This is a genomic window from Agrobacterium sp. CCNWLW32 (genome assembly GCF_037083425.1).
GTDB lineage: Bacteria > Pseudomonadota > Alphaproteobacteria > Rhizobiales > Rhizobiaceae > Agrobacterium > Agrobacterium radiobacter.
In genome coordinates, this window is record NZ_JBAOJM010000016.1 from 31,601 (window position 1) to 53,711 (window position 22,111).

The following is a 22,111-nucleotide window of genomic DNA, read 5'->3' on the forward strand; positions in this document are numbered from 1 at the left end:
TTGATCGCAGCGGGCAAGCCATGTATATCAATTATTGAGGTACGTACCTCAAATATGCTTGAGAGGGAGCGAAAACGGGGCCGGGAGGACGGCTGACCCGGATTTCGGCCGCTTGGGCGGGGGCAGTTCAGAGGGGGAGATCATGACGGCCTTGGAACTCAATCCAGACTTTGCAATCACGGATGAGCAGTCGCTTCGCGGGCTGTTCGAGCCGACACATGCCTTGGCGGTACAGAAGTGTCAGGACAGCCTCGGCGAACATGCGCAGGAATTCATAAGGCGTTCGCCGTTTCTCTGCATCGGCACCCAGAATCTCGAAGGAAAGGCCGATGTCAGCCCCCGGGGCGATCCGGCGGGCTTTGTAAAGGTTCTCGACGGCCGCACCCTGGCGATCCCTGACCGGCCGGGTAATAATCGCCTTGATACCCTCAGCAACATCATCGCCAATCCTGTTATCGGGCTGTTGTTCATCGTGCCCGGTTTCGACGACACCCTGCGGGTGAACGGGCGCGCGACACTGAGCAATGACCCTGAACTCCTGAAGCTCATGAGCATTGCGGAACGCACTCCAAAACTCGCCATCGTCGTAAAGGTGGACGAGGTTTTCATGCATTGCGCCAAGGCGTTCAGGCGCTCCCGCCTGTGGGATCCGGCACATTTCCAGGTCCGGTCGGAAATGCCCTCGCTTATCAAGATCATTCTTGATGAGACGACAGGTGCGCCGACGAACGGGGATGAGATGCAGAAGATGGACGAGCAGCTGGAGCAGGACTACCGGCGGACCCTTTATTAGCCGCAGCGCATGCCGCTCTTGATATTCCGCAGCCATTTGATGGATTGTGAGGTACGTACATCATTTTTCGATTTACGACGGCGGCAAAGCTGGATATGCAAGGGGGAGGGAGGAGCCATGAAGCCCACAGTTCACGATATCGCCGAGCGCGCGGGCGTCAGTCTCGCCACCATCGACCGGGTGCTGAACATGCGCCCGGGCGTGCATGCGGCAACGCGGGCGCGGGTGGAAGCGGCCATTGCCGAGCTGGGTTATGTGCGCGATATCGCGGCCGCCAACCTGGCCAAGGGCCGCAATTACTCCATGATCTTCATCCTGCCCGGCAATGACAATTCCTTCATGGCGACGCTGCGCGCCGAGGTGCGGGCTGCCGCCAGCCGCTCGCATCTGGAGCGCACGGCCATCCGTGTCATCGAGTTGCCGCCGTTTAATGCCGCTGCGTTGACGGAAGCTCTGGAAGTTGCGCGCCGGGAAAAACCCTCCGGCGTCGCCTTCGTCGCCACCGATTCCGAGGATGTGGCCGAAGCCGCCGACCGGCTGGCGGAAGACGGCATCGCCACTGTGACGCTGGTCTCCGATCTCTCCGGTTCGCGGCGCGATCATTATGCCGGTGTGGACAACGTCGCGGCCGGGCGCACGGCGGCGAGCCTGATGGGGCGTTTCCTTTCCGGACGCGGCGGCGATGTCGCTGTTGTTGCCGGCTCCATGCTGGTGCGCGACCACCGTGAGCGTCTGGAAGGATTTCGCGCCGTGATCGAATCTGAATTTCCCCAGCTGCGGCTGTTGCCGGTGCTGGAGGGCAGGGACGATCCGCTGACCGTCGAGACGCTGGTGCGCGAGGCGCTCGGCAACGCCTCACTTTCAGGCATCTATAGCCTCGGTGCAGGTAATCGCGGCCTCATCCGGGCGCTTGGGGCCGCAGATGACGAAAGAGCGCTTTCGGTCATCGCCCATGAACTGACGGAAAACACCGCCAATGCGCTGCGGGAAGGGCTGCTTGATGCCGTGCTCAACCAGGATGCCGGCCACGAGGTGCGCAGCGCCATCCGCGTGTTGAAGGCGCGCGCCGATGGCCTGCCCGTCATCGCCGCGCAGGAACGGATCCGTATCGACATATTCCTCAGGGACAATCTGCCCTGACGAGAGCATTTCCAGGAAAAGTGGCCGCTGGTTTTCCGTCCGGAAATGCGGCGACTTTTAAAAAACGCTGAAAGCGGCGCATGGCGCGCCGGAATGGAGAAATACATGTATCTCGGTCTCGATCTTGGCACTTCAGGCGTCAAAGCCCTGCTGATGGACGGCGATCAGAAAATCATCGGCTCGGCCAACGGCTCGCTGGACGTCTCGCGCCCGCATCATGGCTGGTCCGAACAGGACCCGGCGGACTGGATTGCTGCCACGAAAACCGCCGTTGCCGGCCTGAAGCAGAAGTTTCCTGGGGAACTCGCCGCCGTTAAGGGCATCGGCCTTTCCGGCCAGATGCATGGTGCGACGCTAGTTGATGCCGATGGCAAGGTGCTGCGCCCCTGCATCCTGTGGAACGACACGCGCTCCCATGCCGAGGCCGCCGCACTGGATGCCGATCCGCGTTTCCGCAAGATCACCGGCAACATCGTTTTCCCCGGCTTCACCGCGCCGAAGCTTGCCTGGGTGGCGAAGAACGAACCCGATATCTTCGCGAAAGTGGCCAAGGTGCTGCTGCCGAAGGATTATCTGCGTCTGTGGCTGACCGGCGAATACATCTCTGAAATGTCCGACTCCGCCGGCACCTCCTGGCTCGATACCGGCGCGCGCAAATGGTCTTCCGAACTGCTCGCCGCCACCGGGCTGGATGAAAAGCACATGCCGTCGCTGGTGGAAGGCACGGATGAGGCGGGCGTGCTGCGCGCCGAGCTTGCTTCCGAATGGGGCATTTCCGGCCGTGCCGTCGTTGCCGGCGGCGCAGGTGATAATGCCGCTTCGGCCTGCGGCATGGGCACGGTGAAGGAAGGCCACGCCTTCGTATCGCTCGGCACATCGGGCGTGCTTTTCGCCGCCAATGCATCATACCTGCCGAAGCCGGAAAGCGCCGTGCACGCCTTCTGCCACGCGCTGCCCAACACCTGGCACCAGATGGGCGTTATCCTTTCCGCGACGGATGCGCTGAACTGGTATTCGCGCCTCACCGGGCAATCCGCCGCCGATCTGACCGGTGAGCTGGGCGAGACGCTGCTTGCGCCGACCGGCGTCACCTTCGCGCCCTACCTTTCCGGTGAGCGCACACCGCATAACGACGCCGCCATCCGCGGTTCCTTCATCGGCCTTTCGCATGAAAGCGACCGCAAGGCGCTGACGCAGGCTGTGCTGGAAGGCGTCACCTTCGCGATCAGGGACAATCTCGAAGCGCTGAAATCTGCCGGCACCTCGATTTCCCGCGTCACCGCCATCGGCGGCGGCTCGCGCTCGGCCTATTGGCTGGCCTCCATCGCCACCTCGCTCGGCGTGCCCGTCGATATTCCGGCAGAGGGCGATTTCGGCGCCGCCTTCGGTGCGGCTCGCCTCGGCCTCATCGCCGCGACGGGGGCCGATCCGGTGGCGGTCTGCTCGCAGCCGGAGACGGCGCGGACGATCGAGCCGGTGGCTGATCTGGCCGGTGCCTATGAGGAGGCTTACCGGCGGTATCACGCGCTTTATCCGGCTATTCGGCCGCTTTCGCATTGAGGCGTTGAGTGCGGGGTTTACCTCCCTCTGCCCTGCCGGGCATCTCCCCCTCAAGGGGGGAGATCGGCAAGCGGTGGACACCTCGCTTCATCTTCAGCCTCGCGAGAGGTGAAGAGCTAACCACGAGTCAATCTCCCCCCTCGAGGGGGAGATGTCCGGCAGGACAGAGGGGGGTGAGCGGCAAACGCCGCCCCTGAAATTTTCGAACACCACCCAAACCCACCATGGAGGAACAACCCAATGACCACAGGCTTCTTCGGCGATATCGCCAAGATCAAATATGAAGGCCCCGACAGCACCAACCCGCTGGCCTTCCGCCATTACAACCCAGACGAAATCGTCGCCGGCAAGCGCATGGAAGATCACCTGCGTTTTGCGGTCGCCTATTGGCACACCTTCACCTGGCCGGGCGGTGACCCCTTCGGCGGCCAGACATTTGAGCGCCCGTGGTTTGAAGATACGATGCAGGCCGCCAAGCTGAAGGCAGATGTGGCTTTCGAATTCTTCTCGCTGCTCGGTTCGCCGTTTTATTGCTTCCACGACGCCGACGTGCGCCCGGAAGGCAAGAACTTCGCTGAGAACACCAAGAACCTCAACGAGATCGTCGACTATTTCGCGCAGAAGCAGGCCGATACCGGCGTGAAGCTTCTGTGGGGCACGGCGAACCTCTTCTCCAACCGTCGTTTCATGTCCGGCGCCGCCACCAATCCCGACCCGGATGTCTTCGCTTTCTCTGCCGCAACCGTGAAGACCTGCATGGACGCCACCAAGAAGCTTGGCGGCGCGAACTACGTTCTGTGGGGCGGCCGCGAAGGTTACGAGACCCTGCTCAACACCGATCTTTCCCGCGAGCTGGACCAGCTCGGCCGCTTCCTCAATCTGGTGGTGGAGTACAAATACAAGATCGGCTTTGAAGGCACGATCCTGATCGAGCCGAAGCCGCAGGAGCCGACCAAGCACCAGTACGACTACGACGTCGCCACCGTTTATGCCTTCCTGCAGAAGAACGGTCTGGAAAAGGAAGTGAAGGTCAATATCGAGCAGGGCCACGCCATCCTCGCCGGCCACTCCTTCGAGCACGAACTGGCCATGGCCAACGCCTTCGGCATTTTCGGTTCCATCGACATGAACCGCAACGATTACCAGTCCGGCTGGGATACAGACCAGTTCCCGAACAACGTGCCGGAAATGGCTCTTGCCTATTACCATGTTCTGGCCGGCGGCGGCTTCAAGAATGGCGGCACCAACTTCGATTCCAAGCTGCGCCGTCAGTCGCTCGATCCGCAGGACCTGCTGATCGGCCATATCGGCGGCATGGATTGCTGCGCCCGCGGCCTGAAGGCGGCGGCGAAGATGATCGAGGACGGCGCGCTTTCGAAGCCGCTTTCCGAGCGTTACGCCAAGTGGGATTCGGCTGAAGCCCAGAAGATGCTGCGTGGCGAGCTGAAGCTTGACGAGATTGCGGCACTGGTGGAGCGCGAGGATATCAATCCGCAGCCGAAGTCCGGACGTCAGGAATATCTCGAAAACGTGGTCAATCGTTACGTTTGATGCGGGCAATAGGGGGCAACGGCAGCGTTGCCCCCTCATCGCCTCGCTGCGCTCCGGCACTTCTCCCCGGCGGGGAGAAGAACAAGCGGGCTACTTCTTGCCCAAAGTAATGTTTGCGGAAAACAATACAGCGGGCTCGGCACATTTCTTCTCCCCGCCGGGGAGAAGGTGGCCCGAAGGGTCGGATGAGGGGGCCTGCTCTCCATTGTGCTCCAAACGATGCGCATAATTTGCATCCACCCCTCCTTCGTTTTCAGTCACTTCCGAAAAAATCCTTCCCCTCCCATCCCCATCACCCCCTTTGGCCGCATCATTCCTCCCGCAACCGGAACGGAAGGGCGATGCGCGCGGCGCCTTTTGCGAACCGGCTGCCGGCATCGACAAGCATGGTTCTGGCAGACCGTGTTTCGGAGAGGCGTCCCGTACGGCCAGAGGCGGGAAGGGCCGATCGGATAGATGCCGTGAAAAGGCTGTAAGCGAGAGGCCGTGATTATGGTCTCTATGATGCGGCCCGGTGAATGCAAATACCTCCCACTTCCCATTCCACCCGCATTCGCCGGGCCTGCCTCTTGCGCCGCCGGCTAACCGCTGCGGCGGTATTAGCGCATGCAAAGCGCTTTGGACTTGTTAACTGCGCAGCCTGAAACGTTGTAGATTCTTTGCGGCCCGGCTGTACCTCGCAGGCGGCATGGTCTAAACCGCTGCTGATCTTTTCACACCCGATGGACGACAAGGGCCTCTCCGATGACCGATCCAAAAACGCTAGCAGCCCGATTCCCCGGCGACTTCCTGTTCGGCGTCGCGACTGCCTCGTTCCAGATCGAAGGCTCCACCAGGGCGGATGGCCGCAAGCCCTCCATCTGGGATGCCTTCTGCAACATGCCGGGCCATGTCTTTGGGCGTCACAATGGTGATGTCGCCTGCGATCATTACAATCGCTGGGAACAGGATCTCGATCTCATCAAGGACATGGGTGTCGAGGCCTATCGTTTCTCGATCGCCTGGCCGCGCATCATTCCCGATGGTTTCGGTCCGATCAACGAGAAGGGGCTGGATTTTTACGACCGCCTCGTCGATGGCTGCAAGGCGCGCGGCATCAAGACCTATGCGACGCTTTATCATTGGGACCTGCCGCTGACGCTGATGGGCGACGGTGGCTGGGCCTCGCGTTCCACGGCGCACGCCTTCCAGCGTTACGCCAAGACCGTCATGGCCCGCCTCGGCGACCGGCTGGATGCGGTGGCGACCTTCAACGAACCCTGGTGCGCTGTGTGGCTCAGCCATCTCTACGGTATCCATGCGCCGGGCGAACGCAACATGGAGGCGGCCCTTGCCGCCATGCACCACATCAACCTCGCCCACGGTTTCGGCGTGGAGGCATCCCGCCATGTCGCGCCGAAGGTGCCGGTGGGGCTGGTGCTCAACGCCCATTCCGTCGTCCCGGCTTCCGATAGCGACGCCGATCTCAAGGCGGCCGAACGGGCCTTCCAGTTCCACAACGGCGCGTTTTTCGACCCTGTCTTCAAGGGCGAATATCCGGCCGAGATGATGGAAGCGCTTGGTGACCGTATGCCTGTCGTGGAGGCGGAAGACCTCGCCATCATCAGCCAGAAGCTCGACTGGTGGGGCCTGAACTATTACACGCCGATGCGCGTTGCCGACGATGCGACGCCGGGCGCGGAATTCCCCGCGACTACAGCGGCCCCCGCCGTCAGCGATGTGAAGACCGATATCGGCTGGGAGGTCTACGCGCCGGCGCTCAAGTCGCTGGTGGAGACGCTCTACAAGCGTTACGACCTGCCGGAATGCTACATCACCGAAAACGGCGCCTGCTACAATATGGACGTCGAAAACGGCGAGGTGAATGACCAGCCGCGTCTCGATTATTACGCCGAACATCTCGGCATCGTCGCCGATCTCATCCGCGACGGCTACCCGATGCGCGGTTATTTCGCCTGGAGCCTGATGGATAATTTCGAATGGGCCGAGGGCTATCGCATGCGTTTCGGCCTTGTGCATGTGGATTACGACACGCAGGTGCGCACGCTGAAGAACAGCGGCAAGTGGTACAGCGCACTGGCCTCGGGTTTTCCGAAGGGGAACCATGGCGTGACGAAGGGGTGAGGCTTCCCCCCATCCCTGTGCTCGTCACAGGGATCCAGCCAGCCCAAGTCCTTGGACTGAGAGGAGTCTTTTCGCCACGCAGACGCGTGTCGGCTGGATTCCTGTGACGAGCACAGGAATGAGGGTTGGGGGCGGGCGTGCATGAACTTTACGCGCCGTATCCGGTAGCAGGCGATGCGTCACCGCTCTCTGCAATAAAGTTCTGCTCCCTTATTATCAGTTTTCCCAACTTTTTTACCGGTTACCGCGCGGTGCCTGCTTGCACGCGCCGTCCCGTCTTCTATGTCAGGCGGGCTACGACGGCGTAGCGTCCGTTCTGCCGGTCAAGGGGCAGGGCGGGATGGTCCTCCCAGGGAAAACGAACATGCTTATCGAAAAACTCAACTGGCGTTATGCCACAAAGAAAATGGATCCTTCCAAGGCCGTGTCTGAAGACAAGGTTGAACGGATCGTGGAAGCGGCGCGGCTTGCGCCCACCTCCAGTGGTCTGCAGCCCTTCGAAGTGATCGTTGTTACCGATCCTGAAGTGCGCGCAAAGATCCGCGAGATCGCCTGGAACCAGGCGCAGGTGACCGATGGTTCGCATCTGCTGGTCTTTGCAGCATGGGACAATTACACCGAAGAGCGGATCAACCACATGTTCGATCTGGTCAATGAAGAACGCGGCATCAAGAATGAAGGCTGGGAAGCCTATCGCCAGATGCTGCTCTCCACCTATCCGCAGCGCGAGCAGCAGGTGAATTTCGAACACGCCGCCCGTCAGGCCTATATCGGCTTCGGCATGGCCGTGGCGCAGGCCGCTTTCGAGGGTGTGGATTCCACCCCGATGGAAGGCTTCGACCCGGCGAAGCTCGATGAAATCCTCGGCCTGCGTGAAAAGGGCCTGCGCTCCGTCACCATCCTGCCGCTCGGTTATCGCCAGCCGGAAGGCGACTGGCTGGTGAACCTGAAGAAGGTGCGCCGCCCGGCCGATGAATTCGTCAGCCGCGTCTGATTTTACGCCGCTCGCAAAAGCTTGACTGCCGCAGGGCCGCCTTGGCGGCTTTGCGGTAGATTTTTTCTCTCTTTTCAGATAATTGAAAAAACATCCCTGTTAAAAGGTGGCGTGTGCAGGCAAGTATGCGCCATCGAATTGCCGATCCCCGGCATTTCTGAGTGAAAGCCTGACGAAATGACCCGGAAAATCAGCTGTAATCGAATGTGCCCGAAGGCTGCATGAAGAGAGCGGTTCAGCACCGCAACAGGATTTTTTGAGACCCGATCCGTCACGCATTCCCAGAGTTCACAATGAGTTTTCCATCCAGTGCGGCATCGCCCGCGCGTTCAGAACAGGCGGTCCCGGAAGGGGCGGCAAAGGAGCCGATGGTCACGTTTGAAGGCGTGACCAAAACCTTTGGCGGCGCCGACGGCAAGCCCGGCTTCGCAGCCCTTGCCGGTATCGATTACATCGTGCCGAAAGGCTCCATCACCGGCATCATCGGCCGCTCGGGTGCGGGCAAGTCCACGCTGATCCGCCTCGCCAACGGCCTTGAGAAGCCCTCGACCGGCCGTGTGGTCGTTGACGGCGTCGATGTCGCGGCGCTCGATGAAAAGAGCCTGCGCACGCTGCGCCGTTCCGTCGGCATGATCTTCCAGCACTTCAACCTTTTGTCGTCGCGTACCGCTTTCGACAATGTGGCGCTGCCGCTCGAAATCGCCGGCATGGGCAAAAGGGAGATCGAAACCCGCGTTGCGCCGCTGCTCGATCTCGTCGGGCTTTCGGACAAGGCCAATCGTTATCCGGCGGAACTCTCCGGCGGCCAGAAGCAGCGTGTCGGTATTGCCCGTGCGCTCGCCACCCAGCCGAAGCTGCTCCTTTCCGACGAGGCGACATCGGCGCTTGATCCGGAAACAACCCAGTCCATTCTTGAGCTCCTGAAGCGCATCAATGCCGAACTGGGCCTCACCGTGCTGCTCATCACCCATGAGATGGAGGTGGTGAAGACCATCGCCTCGCAGGTGGCTGTCATCGACAGGGGCCGGATCGTCGAGGAAGGCACGACCTTCGATATCTTCACCGCGCCTAAACACGAGACGACCCGCAGCCTGCTGTCGTCCTCGGTTGGCGTGAAGCTGCCGCACTGGGTCACCTCGGGTCTCAAGCCGCAGGCAGCGGAAGGCGATCGTGTGCTGGTGCGTCTGGTGTTCTTCGGCGAGACGGCGTTCCAGCCGCTGACGGCGCGCCTCGTCGCTGAAATCGGTCCTGATGTGAATATTCTCGCCGGCACCATCGAGGAGATTTCCGGCCAGCCCTTCGGCTCGCTCGTCGTTTCCTATCCGGCCTCGGCTGACGTCACCGCCCGCGCCAGCCGCTTTTATGCTGAGACCGGTCTTCACACGGAGGTGCTCGGTTATGTCGCCTGATATGCTGTTCAACCTTCTCTTCAAGGGCCTGTGGCAGACGCTGCACATGGTCGCGGTCGCCGGCATCGTCGGCTCGCTGATCGGCGTGCCCATGGGTGTTTTCCTTGCCACCAGCGGCAAGGGCGAACTGTTTCCCGCGCCAATGACCAACCGCATCCTCGGCCTCATCGTGAATGCGGCGCGCTCCACACCCTTCATCATTCTTGTCGTGGCGATCATTCCCTTCACCCGCCTCGTGGCCGGCACGTCGATCGGCACCAGCGCCGCCATCGTGCCGCTGACGGTCGCAACCGTGCCCTTCATCGCAAGGCTGGTGGAAGCGGCGATCCGCGAGGTGGACAAGGGTCTGATCGAGGCTGCCCGCGCCATGGGCGCCACCCCGCTGCAGATCGTCACAAAGGTGCTTCTGGCGGAGGCCAAGCCCGGCATCACGCTGGCGCTCACGCTCACGCTGGTCAGCCTCATCGGTTATTCGGCCATGGTTGGCGCGGTCGGCGGTGGCGGGCTGGGCGACCTCGGCATCCGCTATGGTTACCAGCGCTTCATGCCCGACGTGATGCTGGCGGTGGTTCTGGTGCTGATCGTGCTGGTGCAGCTGGTGCAGAGCGCCGGCGACAGGCTGGCGCGCAGCTTCGACAAGCGGACCCGCAAGAATTAACTGCGTTCATAATAACAACCCAAGGAGACACCCATGAAGAAACTCATCCTCGCGGCTTCGCTCGCCGCTCTCTTCACCGCCGGTCAGGCGCTGGCCGAGACCATCAAGATCGGCGTCACCCCCGCCGAGCACGCGCAGATCATGGAGCAGGTGAAGAAGATCGCGGCCGCCAAGGGCCTCGACATCGATATCATCGAATTCTCCGACTATGTCGTGCCGAACCAGGCGCTGGCCGATGGCGAGCTGCAGGCCAACTCCTTCCAGCACCAGCCTTACCTCGACAACCAGATCGCTGACCGCAAGTTCGATCTCGTCAGCGTCGGCACCACCATCACCACCCCGATGGGCGTTTATTCGAAGAAGGTGAAGAGCCTTGACGAGCTGAAGGACGGCGCAACCGTCGGCATTCCGAACGACCCGACCAATGGCGGCCGCGCACTGCTGGTTCTCGCTTCCAAGGGCGTCCTCAAGGTGAAGGAAGAAGCCGGCCTGAAGGTGACGCCTGCCGACATCACCGAAAACCCGAAGAACATCCAGATCGTCGAACTTGACGCCGCCCAGCTGCCGCGCTCGCTTGATGACACCGACGCTTCGGTCATCAACACCAACTATGCGACGGCAGCCGGCCTGAACCCGAAGAAGGACGCCATCGCCATCGAAAGCGAAAAGTCCCCTTACGCGAATGTCATCGCCGTTCGTGCGCAGGACAAGGACAAGCCCTGGGTGAAGACGCTGGTGGAATCCTACCAGAGCCCGGAAGTGAAGGCCTTCATTCTGGAAAAGTACAACGGCACGGTCATCCCGTCCTGGTAAGCCGCTCCGGCACTGTAAAAAATGACAACCTCTCCCGTTCGCGGGGGAGGTTTTTTGTTTCCGGGCGGGCGCAAATCCGTGTTCCATGAAAAGCCCGGGACATTTCAGGGAAGAATTTTTCAGAGTCGCTGCCGGACTGTCGTTTTATACCCGTGTTTTTTTGGGGCGGAGCCACGATGCGGTTTAACGGCTTCTGAATGTTTCCTTCGGAAGATGATGCTTTCGAAGGGGATTTTATGCGGATTGCGCCGCGCAACATTGGGGACTATTTGCCGGTCGGGCGCAGAACCGCCGTGGGCGTCGTATTGTCCACCTTCGCGCTGGTGCTTCTCATCGTCACCGCGCTGGTCCTGTCCGCCCTCAGTCAGGTGCGTGAAAAGGCGAATTCGCTCGATAATGCCCGTTCGCGCGAGACGACGGCGGGTGCTCTCGTCACCTTTCGCGAACAGCTCGGCGCAACGCTGAATGATTACGCCGCCTGGGATGATGCCGCCGAATATGTCTATGCCCCCGACCGTTTTGACTGGGTGGCGAGCAATTACGGCGAGATGACGGTCAATAACGATCTTTTCGATACGGCCGTGATCATCGACGAGGATGACAGGGTCCGCATGGCCTATCAGAACGGCAAGCCGGCGACATGGAGGCCAAACGCCTATTTCGCCGAAGGCCTTAAGGAAATGATCGATCGCGTGCGTTCCATGCGTCCCGGTATCACCTCGCAGGTCACGGGTTTCGTCAAAACCGGCGATGGCATCGCTGCAGCCGGCGTCGCGCTCGTGCGGCTGAAATCCGGGGCGCTGCCGCCGGTTGATGCGGAGCGGCGCTATCTGGTTTTTGCCCGTCACCTTAAGCAGGCGACGGTGGACAAGCTTGCCCGCAACTACGTCATCGAGGGGCTGGAACTGCAATATGGCGACGGACCTGCCGCCAACCATGTGGATATCGTCAATCCCTTAGGCGAGGTGCTGGCGCGGCTCGTCTGGCGCTCGCACCTTCCGGGGGATGTCAGCTTTCATGAGGCGCGGCCGGTGGTCTTCACCGCGCTTGGCATTGCCGGCACGTTTTTCCTCGTGCTGCTCATCATCGGTTCGGCCACGCTGGACCGGCTGAAAGCGGATGAGGCGGCAGCGCGGGAGGAGGCGCTGCGCGACCGGTTGAGCGGGCTCAGCAACCGCGCGGGTCTCTTTGCGAAACTGAACCGCATGGTCGACAACGGCCGCCACGACAAGACGGATATCAAGCTTCTCTATCTCGATCTCGATGGCTTCAAGGAAATCAACGATTCCTACGGCCATGCCGCCGGCGACCGGCTGATCAAGGGTGTGGCGGCGGCGCTCAGGGTGCTGGTGCCGGAAGGCGCTGTCCTGGCGCGGCTTGGCGGCGACGAATTCGCCATTGCCATCCAGGGCAATGACGTCTGGTCTGAAGGCCGAAAACTGTGTCTGGCGCTTCTCGAACTCTTTACCGAGCCTTTCAGCATCGGTGAAAGGGTGGCGAGCATCGGCTGCAGCATCGGCACCTCGGTTTCCCGCGCCGGCGATATCAATGGCGAGGAATTGCTGCGGCGTGCCGATATGGCCATGTATCAGGCCAAGGAGAACGGACGCGGGCGTTACGTTTCCTATGAACTGAAGATGGATGCGCTGCGCGAGGAAAAGCTGCAGCTCGAAGCCGATCTTCGCTCCGCCATCCTGAACGACGAGATACAGGTGGTTTATCAGCCGGTCGTCAGCGCCGCCACGCGCTGCATTACCGGGGTGGAGGCGCTGGCCCGCTGGCAGAGGCCGGGATATGGTTTCGTGCCGCCGGATATCTTCATTGCCGCTGCCGAAACCAGCGGGCTGATCGACCGGCTCGGCCTGCTCGTTCTGCACAAGGCCTGCGAGACGGCGCAGCAATGGCCGTCCATCAAGCTCTCGGTGAATATCTCTCCCGTGCAGTTCCGCAATCCGGCCTTCTCCGGCCATATAGCGGATATTCTTGACGCGACGCAGACACCGCCCGAAAGGCTGCGGCTGGAAATGACAGAAGGTTATTTCATCCAGCATCCGGAGCGGGCGAGTGCGGCCATCGACAAGCTGAAACAGCTCGGCCTGCATATTGCGCTCGACGATTTTGGCGCCGGCTTCGCCAGTGTCGGATATCTGCGCCGCTTCGGTTTCGACCGGATGAAGATCGACCGTTCATTGATCATGGCGCTCGATAAGGGCGGCCGGTCGCTGGAAATGCTGCAGGCCACCGTGGCGCTGGCGAAGTCGCTCGATATTCCGGTCACGGCCGAAGGCGTGGAGACGGAAGAGCAGGCGGCCATCCTGCATCTGTGCGGCTGTGATGAATTGCAGGGTTACCTGTTTTCGAGGCCGGTCGCAGCCGAGGAGATTACCGACATGCTGGATGGGCAGGATGCACCGTTATTTGCTCTGAGAGCGGGGGCGTGAGAGGCGCACCGATGTCGTTTAGCAATTCTTGATCAACTGAGAGTACCGCCCATTTTACTCTCCCCGGCGGGGAGAAGAAATACGCGGCACCCGCTCAATCGAAACCCGGCTCCTGTGCATTCTGATGCTGACCCGGTTTACCGTCCCAGATGCTGTTCGCCGCGCTTCTTTGCCAGTTCGATCTGCTGCTGCCGGTCGCGGAACCGCTGGCGGTCTTCTTCGCTACGGTCGTCGTAGCAGCTCGGGCAGGAGACGCCTTCCTCGAATTTCGGAGACAGGCGTACTTCCGGCGTGATCGGGTTGCGGCAGGCGTGGCAGAGCTCATGATCGCCTTCGGCAAGGCCGTGGACAACGGAGACACGCTCGTCGAACACGAAGCAGGCGCCTTCCCACAGGCTTTCTTCTTCCGGCACCTCTTCCAGATATTTCAGGATGCCGCCCTTGAGGTGATAGACCTCGTCGAAACCCTGCTCCTTCATGAAGGCGGTGGCCTTTTCGCAGCGAATGCCGCCGGTGCAATACATGGCGATCTTCGGCTTGTTGTGCAGGCCGGGATTGTTCTTCACCCAGTCGGGAAACTCGCGGAAGGTTTTGGTCTTCGGATCGACCGCGCCCTTGAAAACGCCGATGGCGGTCTCGTAATCGTTGCGGGTGTCGATGACGATTGTGTCAGGGTCGGAGATCAGCTCGTTCCAGTTGCGCGGCTCGACATAGGTGCCGACGATGCGGTTCGGATCGATATCAGGCACGCCCATGGTGACGATCTCTTTCTTGAGCTTCACCTTCAGCCGCACGAAGGGCATGTGCGAGGCACGGCTTTCCTTGTGCTCCAGCGCGGCAAATTCCGGCTGGGCGCGCAGGAAGGAGAGCACGGCGTGAATGCCCGCATCCGGCCCGGCAATGGTGCCGTTGATGCCTTCGGCGGCAAGCAGCAGCGTGCCCTTGACGCCGTTCTTCTGGCAGAGCTCGAACAACGGCTCGCGCAGGCTCTCGAACCGCGGCAGGCGGGCGAAATGATAAAGCGCGGCCACAAGGAAATCACCAGAGGTTTCCGGGCGGGGGAGAATGGTCGTGTCGGTCATGGGCGCTGAAATACAGCGACGGCGGCCGCAAAGCAATATTTATCAACGGGTCCGGTCATTTTGAAAATCGTCAAATCGGGAGGGTTTGGGGGCTTCCAGCCGACGCGCGTCTGCGCGGCGGAGAGAGTCTTTTCAGCCCGAGGACTTGGGCGGGCCGGATTCCGGCTCAAGGCCGGAATGACGGAGGTGGTGAGCACCGAACGAGAAGTTTGGGCTACTTCGCCGCCCGCCGCCACAGCAGGCCGATAATGCGGCTTTCGGTGCGGGCGGATTCGGAAAACACCTCGCCTGCCAGCGCAAGCCCTTCCGTGCGCAGCGCCTGCTGCCGCTGGATGATGGCGTCGAGCAGCAGAGCCAGCCGCTCGCCATTGCCGAAACGGTCCGGCTCGCGGTCGGCGACGGCGGCGAGAACCGAAAGATCGTGCTCGTGACCAAGAATGTCGACCAGCCGCTTGGTATCGGCCCGCTTGGCGCGCATGGCGGAAGGCCAGAGGCGGCGCATCAGGCCGAGATGCATCCAGTAGGCCTGCCCGGCCTTGCGCAATTCGTGGAAATGTTCGACGTCGGCCTGTTCGTGGCAATCGGTGAGCGCCTTGCGCGCCCTTTTTCGCTGTTTCGCCCAGGCGGTTCTTATCAGCCGGGCGGTGTCTTTCAACTCATCCGGCAGCGACAGGGCCTCGAGCTTCCTGCGCGCTTCCCCGCAGCCGGCGATGGCGGCGGCAATGGCCTCGTCGAGGCCGGCCTCATGTTCTATGGCGTCGTCGCGGCGCTTGCGCAGCATCGCGGTGATCGATCGCAACGCTTCGCCCTGCGCGTCCGAGCGCGCGAAGGTCTCGAGATATTCCGCCGTCTCCACCAGCGCCGTCGCATCCCGCGCAAAGGCGAGGGAGCGGGCGATATCGCGAATACGGGCATTTTCCTCGCGGCCGAAATCCGGCGCCGCCTCGCGGATCAGGCGGTAGAGGGCGCGCAGCCGCTTGAAACGCTTGCGGGCGTCGTGTACCGCCTCGTGCGATCCCGACTGCTGGTCGCGCAGGATCGTGATCGTATCGTCGATCAGTTCCAGCCCGGCGCGACGGATTTCGTCGTCGAAGGGCTTTTTCGGATCAATTCTGAAGGGCATCCGACAGGTCTCCGTTCGGACAGTCCATGGCGAGCGACTGGTTGGAGAAGCGCTTGTCTCCGGTCACTTCCCGGCCAAGCCAGGACGGCAGAGCGGGATCGGCATTTTCGTCATGCATTTCCACTTCCGCCACGACCAGCCCGTGATATTTCCCTTCGAAAACATCCACCTCCCAGGTGAAACCGCCGTGATCGACGGTGTGGCGGGTTTTCTCGATCACCACGCCCGGCGCGCTTGCCATCAGCTCTTCGGCATCCTTGAGGGGTATGGAATATTCATATTCGTCGCGGACAAGGGCGCTGGCGCCGATCTTGATGGTCAGGGTCGCGTCACGCTGGTCGACGATCCTCACCCGAACCGAACGGTTTTCCATCGAGGCGACATAGGCCTGCCGGAAAGCCATGCTATGCGTTACCTCATTACGCCATTCACCGCCTGCAACCAGAAACTTCCGTTCAATTTCCTTGGCCATGCTGTCTCCGCGAACTGGTGCTGCAGATTATCGCACTATGACATTATGATGAAGCGAATTGATTGAAGTATCTGGATAAAAATGCGGCTGGCGCGCCTCGACATGAAAGCCGAGGCAGGCTAATCCGTAGACGGAATTTCAATCGTTTCAAACGCGCAAGGAGGCTCATCTTGGCCCAGGACTCCGAAAAACTGCTCTCCATCCTCAAGCTCCAGCCGGTCGTGCCGGTGCTGATCGTGGATGACGCCGCTTCCGCCGTGCATTTGGCGCGCGCTTTGGTCGCAGGCGGCCTGAAGGCGATCGAGATCACCATGCGCACGCCGGCGGCGCTCGACGCCATCCGCGCGGTTGCGGCGGAAGTGGAAGGCGCGCATGTCGGCGCCGGCACCATTCTCAACGCCCGGGATTTCGAAGCGGCGGCCGAAGCCGGCTCCACCTTCATCGTCAGCCCCGGCATCAATAAAAGCGTGCTGGAAGCCGCGCGCGGTTCCAAGGTGCCGCTGCTTCCGGGTGCGGCCACAGCCAGCGAAGTCATGGCGCTGCGCGACGAGGGTTATAAAGTGCTGAAGTTCTTCCCGGCCGAACAGGCTGGCGGCGCACCTTACCTCAAGGCGCTGTCTTCACCGCTCGCCGGCACCATGTTCTGCCCGACCGGCAGCGTGTCGCTCAAGAACGCCAATGATTATCTCTCCCTGCCGAACGTCGTCTGCGTCGGCGGTTCCTGGGTTGCCCCGCGCGAACTGGTGGCGACCGGCGACTGGGCGGGCATCACCAAGCTTGCTGCCGAAGCCGCGGCACTGCGCGCCTGATTTGCGTCCCGTCAAACCCGTTCACGAAGGCGTGAGCGGGTTTGACATTTGTATTCGGCCCACGACTTCCTATCTCCCCTGTAGATTTGACCTTTACAGGAGATTTTGATGTTCGACGCCAAGAAGCTTCTTGAACAATTCCTCGGCTCTCAGGTGCCGGGCCTTTCGGGAAGCGTCCGTGACAGAGCCGGGCAGGCCGCCGATATCGCCAAGAACAATCCCCTGAAGGCCGGTGCCCTTGCCGCCGCAATTCTGGGCACCAAGACCGGCCGCAAGCTCGCCGGCAATGTCGCCACCATCGGCGGTGTCGCCGCCATCGCTGGCCTCGGCTATCTCGCCTACAAGAATTACAAGTCTGGCCAGGCCCCGGAAGCTGCGCCGAAACCCGAGCCGGAGCTTCTCGCCCCGCCCACAGATTCCGCCTTCCACCCGCAATCGCCGGCCCTTTCCAATGATTTTGCGCTGAAGCTCATCCAGGCGATGATCGCCGCCGCCAAGGCGGATGGTCATATCGATGAGAAGGAGCGCGCCAATATCATGGACAAGGTGCAGGTCTCCGGCATCGATGACGAAGCGGAGCGGTTCCTCGAAAAGGAACTGGCCGATCCGCTCGACATCGACGCGCTGGTGGCCGCCGCCCGCACGGAGGAGCAGAAGGTGGAGCTTTACACCGCCTCGCGCCTTGCCATCGAGGCCGATACGCGGGCGGAGCGGGGGTATCTCGACCTTCTTGCCGGACGGCTTGGGTTGCCGGATGCGCTGGTGGACCATATCGAGGCGACGGTGGTGGCTGCGAAGGTTTGAGGTAGTGCTTTAGGCTTGGGCACGAAGGTTTGCGCGTGTGGTTCACCCCCCTCTGCCCTGCCGGGCATCTCCCCCACAGGTGGGGAGATCGGCAAGACGCTCTTTCGCCACTTCCTTCTCGAACGTTGAGATGGGCGAGGCTTTACCGCAGGTCGATCTCCCCCCTTGTGGGGGAGATGCCCGGCAGGGCAGAGGGGGGGGGAGCCACACCCGCCGAGACCACCGCATCCCACCCCACATGCCCTGTTGTCATCCCGCCCCGCTTGCCCTAATCCTTCTCCCAGCAAATGGGGAAGAGAATGCGCGATCTGAGTGATTTTAGGGGATGTCCGCCGCCGCAGCCGGTGGTGCTGAAGGGCCGTTACGTCACGGCCGAGCCGTTTGATCGCGAAAAACACCTCGCAAGGCTCTGGTCAGCCCTTGGCGGCGAGGGCACCAATGCGCTTCTCAAATATTTCCCGCAAAACGCCTTCCCTGATGCCGACGCCTTTGGCGACTGGCTCATCGGCGCGGGGCAGAAGCTTAACTGGGTCACGCTGGTCTTCGTGGAAAATGCCACTGGCGATATCGTCGGCATGGCGAGCTATATGCGGCCCGATCCGGCCAATGGCGTGGTCGAGGTTGGCTCCGTCGCCCATGGCGCGAAGATGAAGCGCTCGCCTCTTGCCACTGAAGCGCATTACCTGATGGCGAAACATGTTTTCGAGGATCTGGGGTATCGCCGTTACGAGTGGAAATGCCACAATGAAAACGAACCCTCCAAGATCACGGCGAAGCGTTATGGCTTCACCTTCGAGGGCGTTTTCCGTCAGCATATGATCTCGAAAGGCCAGAACCGCGATACGGCGTGGTTTTCGATGATCGACGGCGAATGGCCGCTGATCGGCAAGGCCTTCGAAGCGTGGCTTTCGCCTGACAATTTTGCAGCCGACGGGGCGCAGAAGCGCAAGCTTGAAGATATCCGCGCGGAGCTTGCCAATGCCTGAAAAACCGACATCGGGGAAAAAGGACTGGTCGCCGGCAATTGCCGCCGCCCTCATCATCGTCGGTTTCGGGCTCGTGTTCTTCGTCATGCCGAAGATCATGTTGTGGCTGGGTGATTATTCGCCGTGGCTCGCCGCCGCCTTCGGTTCGGTTGCCGTGCTGTGTTTCTTCCTGCTGTTCTGGCTGCGCGCTCGTTACCAGCGCCGCCGCGATGATCAGAGCTGAAGCGAAGCGCCGAGCAGCAGCAGTCCCATGATCAGCACGAAAAGCGCGCCGGCGATTTCGATCGCGTGGCTGATGCCGGCAGCCTTGCGGCTGCCGGGGCCGGCGAAACGCACGGCGAGCCCCTTGGCCGAGACGGCCATGATGGCGAGGGCCGACACCGTTATGGCGGTGCCGAGCGACATGGCGAGCACGGAGAGCACGCCGCCGAGATAAAGCCCGTTCAGAAGCGCGAAGCTCATGACGATGATCGCGCCCGAGCATGGCCTGAGGCCGACCGCGATGATGGCCGACCATGCTTCATGCAGGCTGAAGTTCTTGCCCTTCAACAGCATGGGGTCCGGCGCATGGGACTTTCCGCAGGCGTTGCAGAGATCGCCGGTGCCGTTATGCTCATGATCCGCGAAAACCGGCTTGCCCTGAAAGCGCAGCCCCGTGCCCATGCCGGTGGTTCTGCCGGCCGTGGCTTCACCCGCCGTGGCAAAGACGGGGACGGGTTCCCGCCGGATGCGCAGTGACCAAAGCTTCCGCACCAGGAGCCAGGCGCCGAACAGCGCCACCATGGCGAAGCTGGCGATCTCCATCGCCTGCGTCGCCATGGTCATGGTGATGGAGGTGCCGCGCAGCACCAGCCAGGCCGCCCCAACAAGGCCGATGGCCATCAAGCCCTGAATGAGGGCCGAGACGAAGGAAATGAGAATGCCGCGTTTCAGCTGCGTTTCATTGGCGATCATGTAGGACGAAATGACCGCCTTGCCGTGGCCGGGACCGGCGGCATGGAAAACGCCATAGGCAAAGGAAAGGCCGATCAGCGAGCCGAGCGCCCAGCCATCCTCGCGCATGGCCTTCAGCGCACCGGTCAGCGCCCGGTAAAACATCTGCTGGTGCACGTTGATCCATTGCATCAGCGGTGCGAAGGGGCCACCAACGGAAAAGGAAGGCTCGGCCGAGCCGATGCCGAGCGGCGATTGCGCGTGGGCGACACTGGCCACGGCGATGAGGCCGATGGCGACGGCGGCAAGGCGTGCCCTGCGGCTCAGCATGAGACCTCCAGCCGGGTGGCGAAGAGCTTGGTCATGTCGGTGCCGGTCGGATCGTTGAAAAAGGCGTCGGTCAGCGAACCCTGGTTCTGCGAGATTACCTCGTCGGGATCGGGGCGGACGATATGATGCTTGCAGGCATTCAGATCCTTGCCCTGCGTCGCGATATCGCTGTCCTTGGCGAAATCGATCGCCGTATACATGGTCGGATCCCAGGCGCCGAAGCTGAGCTTGCCCTTGACGGCGAGCGGCTTGGTCGGCTTCACGGAGAAGAACATCAGGATCTGCTGGTCCTTGTAGTCCACGTGAATGGCGTCGGGCTTGGAGAACTCCACCGGTTTTCCATTGGCGGTGATGAAGGTGTAATAGGAATATTCGGCGAGCGATTCCAGCACCGTATTGCCGATCTCGGCCAGCTCGTCCTTGTCCAGCTTCAGATCGCTGTTCTTGTCGTAATCCATCACCACGCTTGCCGAAAACATCTCGTCGAAACGCCAGATATTGCGCACTTCCTGAACGGTGCCGTTCGGCCCCTCGACGATTTCCATGCGGGCTTCGGCAAAGATGTGCGGATGCGCAGCCGCCGCGACGGGAACGCAGGCGAGGCCGGCCGCGAGGAGCAAAAAGCGTCTGTTCATTATCCGGTCTGTCCTGCCTTCGAATCTTGAAGACCCGACTCTAGCAGAAATTGGGACCGAATTTCGACCTGATGCGTCTGATCCTTCGCGCGGGCCGTCAAGGGATTTCAGAAGGTGCCGCTGAAACGCGACGTGATGCTGGAGCCGCTATAAGCGAGGTCGGTCTCGCGCTCGCCATGTAGCAGGCGGTTGAACTCCAGCTCCAGCTTGCTGTTCTTGCCGGTATCGAAGGACAGCGTGGCGACCAGCCTGCGCTCGCTGGTATCGTAATTATAATAGATCCAGTCCTTGTGGACCCGGTTCAGGGCAAGATCGAGCCCGACCTTTTCGGTGAGCCTGCTTTTCACGACGAGTTGCCAGCGACGGTGAAACTCGGCGATAGGATCATCCGGATCGAAAAGCGCATAGTCCTGCGAATAGCCGACGCCGAAGGCGATGCGCTCGGTGGCCTTCACCTCGGCTTCGGCCCGGAGATAGGGGCGGGTACGCTTTACCTGGTCGCTGATCTCATCACCGGAAATGGATGTGAAGCCCGCCTCGGCCAGAACCGCGAAACGATCGGAGAACTTGTAACCATAGGCCAGCGAGCCGCGCAGCGTATTGGCAGGGAAACGTTCATATTTCTCCTGCTGCCCCTCGGGAACGACGATACGGTCATAAGCAAGCGTCAGGCCCGCCTCGCCGCCGGCCAGCGGCCGCGCATGTTCGGCCTTCAGCGATAAAAGCGCCTCGTTTGCCTCCAGCCGGGTGGGCATGAAATAGGCCGGACGGAACCGCGCCTTGCCCTTCATCAGGCTGGCAAAGCTTGCCGTCAGCGTGTTCTTGCCGCCGAGCGCAAGGATGCCGAGCTGGGAAGAGGCCTCCAGCTTGTGATCGAGCTGCCGGTAACCAATGTCTTCTTCGGGCAGATGCAGGAAGATGTCGCCGGCATCGCTGCGGGTGCCGCGCAGCTCGATGGCCCATTCCAGCTTTTCGGAAAACCGTTTCGTCAGTCCCAGCGCCGCGATGGTGTTGTGTTCATTGGCGAAGCGGTAACGGGGGAGGCGGACCTCCTCGTGTTCGAGCGAATAACGCAGCTCCGCATCATCAAGCACGACCTTGCCGTTGAGCCCGAAGCCGGCACGCAGCGAAATTGCGCTCAGCCTGTTGGTGTCGGCGAAATAATTGGTGTCATAAGCAATGCCGGACTTATAGGTGACATTGTGCTCATCGGCTTTTTCACCCGCCCACGCGCCGCAGGGGCAGGCAAGGCCGAGAACAAGCGCGATATATCCCCCCAGCCGCATTCGCATCTCCGGTCGCTAATTAAGCAATATCTTATATTTGGATGGTTAATAAAGTCTCCCGCGCCGTTTTACTTTCGTAACCGAAATTCAGTGCGCCAATACCGGAATAGAGGTAGCGGATTCCATAAGAAGATATGTAAAATTCTATTAAAATCACCAGTATTAAAG

At 61.2% G+C, this 22,111-nt stretch carries 20 protein-coding genes; 14 read left to right on the top strand and 6 right to left on the bottom strand.

Annotated elements, in window-relative coordinates; genetic code table 11:
* Window positions 1–142: 142 nt before the first annotated feature.
* The 10 genes from V6R85_RS23175 to V6R85_RS23220 all read left to right on the top strand — a co-directional run bounded on the left by V6R85_RS23175 (window position 143) and on the right by V6R85_RS23220 (window position 13,483).
* The gene (locus tag V6R85_RS23175) at window positions 143–793 is read left to right on the top strand and encodes a pyridoxamine 5'-phosphate oxidase family protein (RefSeq protein WP_111834946.1); all 651 of its coding nucleotides are present in this window, start codon (window positions 143–145) and stop codon (window positions 791–793) included.
* 117 nt (window positions 794–910) lie between these two features.
* Entirely contained in the window at window positions 911–1,933 is a 1,023-nt protein-coding gene (locus V6R85_RS23180; protein ID WP_336377225.1) for a LacI family DNA-binding transcriptional regulator, read from the top strand.
* Window positions 1,934–2,038: 105 nt separating this feature from the next.
* Complete coding sequence (gene xylB, locus V6R85_RS23185) at window positions 2,039–3,493, top strand: xylulokinase (RefSeq protein WP_111792705.1); 1,455 nt, start codon at window positions 2,039–2,041, stop codon at window positions 3,491–3,493.
* A 240-nt stretch (window positions 3,494–3,733) separates the two neighbouring features.
* Window positions 3,734–5,044: a xylose isomerase gene (xylA, locus tag V6R85_RS23190; protein WP_111792706.1), complete on the top strand. Its 1,311-nt coding sequence runs from the start codon at window positions 3,734–3,736 to the stop codon at window positions 5,042–5,044.
* 744 nt (window positions 5,045–5,788) lie between these two features.
* Window positions 5,789–7,168: a GH1 family beta-glucosidase gene (locus V6R85_RS23195; protein WP_111834898.1), complete on the top strand. Its 1,380-nt coding sequence runs from the start codon at window positions 5,789–5,791 to the stop codon at window positions 7,166–7,168.
* 364 nt (window positions 7,169–7,532) lie between these two features.
* The gene (locus V6R85_RS23200) at window positions 7,533–8,162 is read left to right on the top strand and encodes an NAD(P)H-dependent oxidoreductase (protein ID WP_004433398.1); all 630 of its coding nucleotides are present in this window, start codon (window positions 7,533–7,535) and stop codon (window positions 8,160–8,162) included.
* A gap of 368 nt (window positions 8,163–8,530) precedes the next feature.
* The gene (locus tag V6R85_RS23205) at window positions 8,531–9,571 is read left to right on the top strand and encodes a methionine ABC transporter ATP-binding protein (protein WP_087746763.1); all 1,041 of its coding nucleotides are present in this window, start codon (window positions 8,531–8,533) and stop codon (window positions 9,569–9,571) included.
* A complete protein-coding gene (locus V6R85_RS23210) occupies window positions 9,561–10,229 on the top strand; it encodes a methionine ABC transporter permease (protein WP_003505445.1) in 669 nt (222 codons plus the stop codon). The genes V6R85_RS23205 and V6R85_RS23210 overlap by 11 nt, the downstream gene beginning before the upstream one ends.
* 33 nt (window positions 10,230–10,262) lie before the next feature.
* Window positions 10,263–11,042 (top strand): MetQ/NlpA family ABC transporter substrate-binding protein, encoded by a 780-nt coding sequence (locus V6R85_RS23215; RefSeq protein ID WP_003505446.1) that lies wholly within the window; start codon window positions 10,263–10,265, stop codon window positions 11,040–11,042.
* A gap of 197 nt (window positions 11,043–11,239) precedes the next feature.
* Window positions 11,240–13,483, top strand: coding sequence for a bifunctional diguanylate cyclase/phosphodiesterase (locus tag V6R85_RS23220; RefSeq protein ID WP_003505447.1), 2,244 nt, complete (start codon window positions 11,240–11,242; stop codon window positions 13,481–13,483).
* A gap of 137 nt (window positions 13,484–13,620) precedes the next feature.
* Here V6R85_RS23220 and trhO read toward each other — a convergent pair whose 3' ends face one another.
* The 3 genes from trhO to V6R85_RS23235 form a co-directional block, all read right to left on the bottom strand.
* A complete protein-coding gene (gene trhO, locus V6R85_RS23225) occupies window positions 13,621–14,565 on the bottom strand; it encodes an oxygen-dependent tRNA uridine(34) hydroxylase TrhO (protein ID WP_065695063.1) in 945 nt (314 codons plus the stop codon).
* Between the two features lie 214 nt (window positions 14,566–14,779).
* Window positions 14,780–15,688, bottom strand: a complete 909-nt coding sequence (locus V6R85_RS23230) for a CHAD domain-containing protein (RefSeq protein WP_336377226.1) — start codon at window positions 15,686–15,688, stop codon at window positions 14,780–14,782.
* On the bottom strand, window positions 15,672–16,160 hold the full coding sequence (locus V6R85_RS23235) for a CYTH domain-containing protein (RefSeq protein ID WP_020812106.1): 489 nt from the start codon (window positions 16,158–16,160) through the stop codon (window positions 15,672–15,674). The genes V6R85_RS23230 and V6R85_RS23235 overlap by 17 nt, the downstream gene beginning before the upstream one ends.
* A 170-nt stretch (window positions 16,161–16,330) precedes the next feature.
* Here V6R85_RS23235 and V6R85_RS23240 point away from each other — a divergent pair, with 170 nt between their 5' ends.
* The 4 genes from V6R85_RS23240 to V6R85_RS23255 all read left to right on the top strand — a co-directional run bounded on the left by V6R85_RS23240 (window position 16,331) and on the right by V6R85_RS23255 (window position 18,982).
* Window positions 16,331–16,969 carry a 2-dehydro-3-deoxy-phosphogluconate aldolase gene (locus V6R85_RS23240; RefSeq protein WP_020812107.1) on the top strand — a complete coding sequence of 213 codons (639 nt, stop codon included), beginning with the start codon at window positions 16,331–16,333 and terminating at the stop codon, window positions 16,967–16,969.
* Window positions 16,970–17,077: 108 nt separating this feature from the next.
* Complete coding sequence (locus tag V6R85_RS23245; RefSeq protein ID WP_020812108.1) at window positions 17,078–17,773, top strand: tellurite resistance TerB family protein; 696 nt, start codon at window positions 17,078–17,080, stop codon at window positions 17,771–17,773.
* A 299-nt stretch (window positions 17,774–18,072) separates the two neighbouring features.
* Window positions 18,073–18,759: a GNAT family N-acetyltransferase gene (locus V6R85_RS23250; RefSeq protein ID WP_003505455.1), complete on the top strand. Its 687-nt coding sequence runs from the start codon at window positions 18,073–18,075 to the stop codon at window positions 18,757–18,759.
* Window positions 18,752–18,982, top strand: a complete 231-nt coding sequence (locus V6R85_RS23255) for a hypothetical protein (RefSeq protein WP_003505456.1) — start codon at window positions 18,752–18,754, stop codon at window positions 18,980–18,982. The genes V6R85_RS23250 and V6R85_RS23255 overlap by 8 nt, the downstream gene beginning before the upstream one ends.
* On the opposite strand, the gene V6R85_RS23260 is transcribed toward V6R85_RS23255, so the two are convergent.
* The 3 genes from V6R85_RS23260 to V6R85_RS23270 form a co-directional block, all read right to left on the bottom strand.
* Complete coding sequence (locus V6R85_RS23260; RefSeq protein WP_003505457.1) at window positions 18,973–20,022, bottom strand: nickel/cobalt transporter; 1,050 nt, start codon at window positions 20,020–20,022, stop codon at window positions 18,973–18,975. The genes V6R85_RS23255 and V6R85_RS23260 overlap by 10 nt on opposite strands.
* Window positions 20,016–20,657 (bottom strand): DUF1007 family protein, encoded by a 642-nt coding sequence (locus V6R85_RS23265; protein WP_003505458.1) that lies wholly within the window; start codon window positions 20,655–20,657, stop codon window positions 20,016–20,018. The genes V6R85_RS23260 and V6R85_RS23265 overlap by 7 nt, the downstream gene beginning before the upstream one ends.
* A 107-nt stretch (window positions 20,658–20,764) precedes the next feature.
* Window positions 20,765–21,943, bottom strand: a complete 1,179-nt coding sequence (locus V6R85_RS23270) for a hypothetical protein (RefSeq protein ID WP_112951239.1) — start codon at window positions 21,941–21,943, stop codon at window positions 20,765–20,767.
* Between the last annotated feature and the right edge of the window lie 168 nt (window positions 21,944–22,111).

Bases quoted from the DNA above. Each gene is read 5' to 3' on its own strand.
- V6R85_RS23235 (WP_020812106.1), bottom strand. From the start codon at position 16,160: ATGGCCAAGGAAATTGAACGGAAGTTTCTGGTTGCAGGCGGTGAATGG.
- V6R85_RS23200 (WP_004433398.1), top strand. From the start codon at position 7,533: ATGCTTATCGAAAAACTCAACTGGCGTTATGCCACAAAGAAAATGGAT.
- V6R85_RS23260 (WP_003505457.1), bottom strand. From the start codon at position 20,022: ATGCTGAGCCGCAGGGCACGCCTTGCCGCCGTCGCCATCGGCCTCATC.
- V6R85_RS23230 (WP_336377226.1), bottom strand. From the start codon at position 15,688: ATGCCCTTCAGAATTGATCCGAAAAAGCCCTTCGACGACGAAATCCGT.
- V6R85_RS23180 (WP_336377225.1), top strand. From the start codon at position 911: ATGAAGCCCACAGTTCACGATATCGCCGAGCGCGCGGGCGTCAGTCTC.
- V6R85_RS23175 (WP_111834946.1), top strand. From the start codon at position 143: ATGACGGCCTTGGAACTCAATCCAGACTTTGCAATCACGGATGAGCAG.
- V6R85_RS23205 (WP_087746763.1), top strand. From the start codon at position 8,531: ATGGTCACGTTTGAAGGCGTGACCAAAACCTTTGGCGGCGCCGACGGC.
- V6R85_RS23215 (WP_003505446.1), top strand. From the start codon at position 10,263: ATGAAGAAACTCATCCTCGCGGCTTCGCTCGCCGCTCTCTTCACCGCC.
- V6R85_RS23220 (WP_003505447.1), top strand. From the start codon at position 11,240: ATGTTTCCTTCGGAAGATGATGCTTTCGAAGGGGATTTTATGCGGATT.
- V6R85_RS23210 (WP_003505445.1), top strand. From the start codon at position 9,561: ATGTCGCCTGATATGCTGTTCAACCTTCTCTTCAAGGGCCTGTGGCAG.
- V6R85_RS23270 (WP_112951239.1), bottom strand. From the start codon at position 21,943: ATGCGGCTGGGGGGATATATCGCGCTTGTTCTCGGCCTTGCCTGCCCC.
- xylB (WP_111792705.1), top strand. From the start codon at position 2,039: ATGTATCTCGGTCTCGATCTTGGCACTTCAGGCGTCAAAGCCCTGCTG.
- V6R85_RS23265 (WP_003505458.1), bottom strand. From the start codon at position 20,657: ATGAACAGACGCTTTTTGCTCCTCGCGGCCGGCCTCGCCTGCGTTCCC.
- V6R85_RS23255 (WP_003505456.1), top strand. From the start codon at position 18,752: ATGCCTGAAAAACCGACATCGGGGAAAAAGGACTGGTCGCCGGCAATT.
- xylA (WP_111792706.1), top strand. From the start codon at position 3,734: ATGACCACAGGCTTCTTCGGCGATATCGCCAAGATCAAATATGAAGGC.
- V6R85_RS23250 (WP_003505455.1), top strand. From the start codon at position 18,073: ATGCGCGATCTGAGTGATTTTAGGGGATGTCCGCCGCCGCAGCCGGTG.
- V6R85_RS23245 (WP_020812108.1), top strand. From the start codon at position 17,078: ATGTTCGACGCCAAGAAGCTTCTTGAACAATTCCTCGGCTCTCAGGTG.
- trhO (WP_065695063.1), bottom strand. From the start codon at position 14,565: ATGACCGACACGACCATTCTCCCCCGCCCGGAAACCTCTGGTGATTTC.
- V6R85_RS23195 (WP_111834898.1), top strand. From the start codon at position 5,789: ATGACCGATCCAAAAACGCTAGCAGCCCGATTCCCCGGCGACTTCCTG.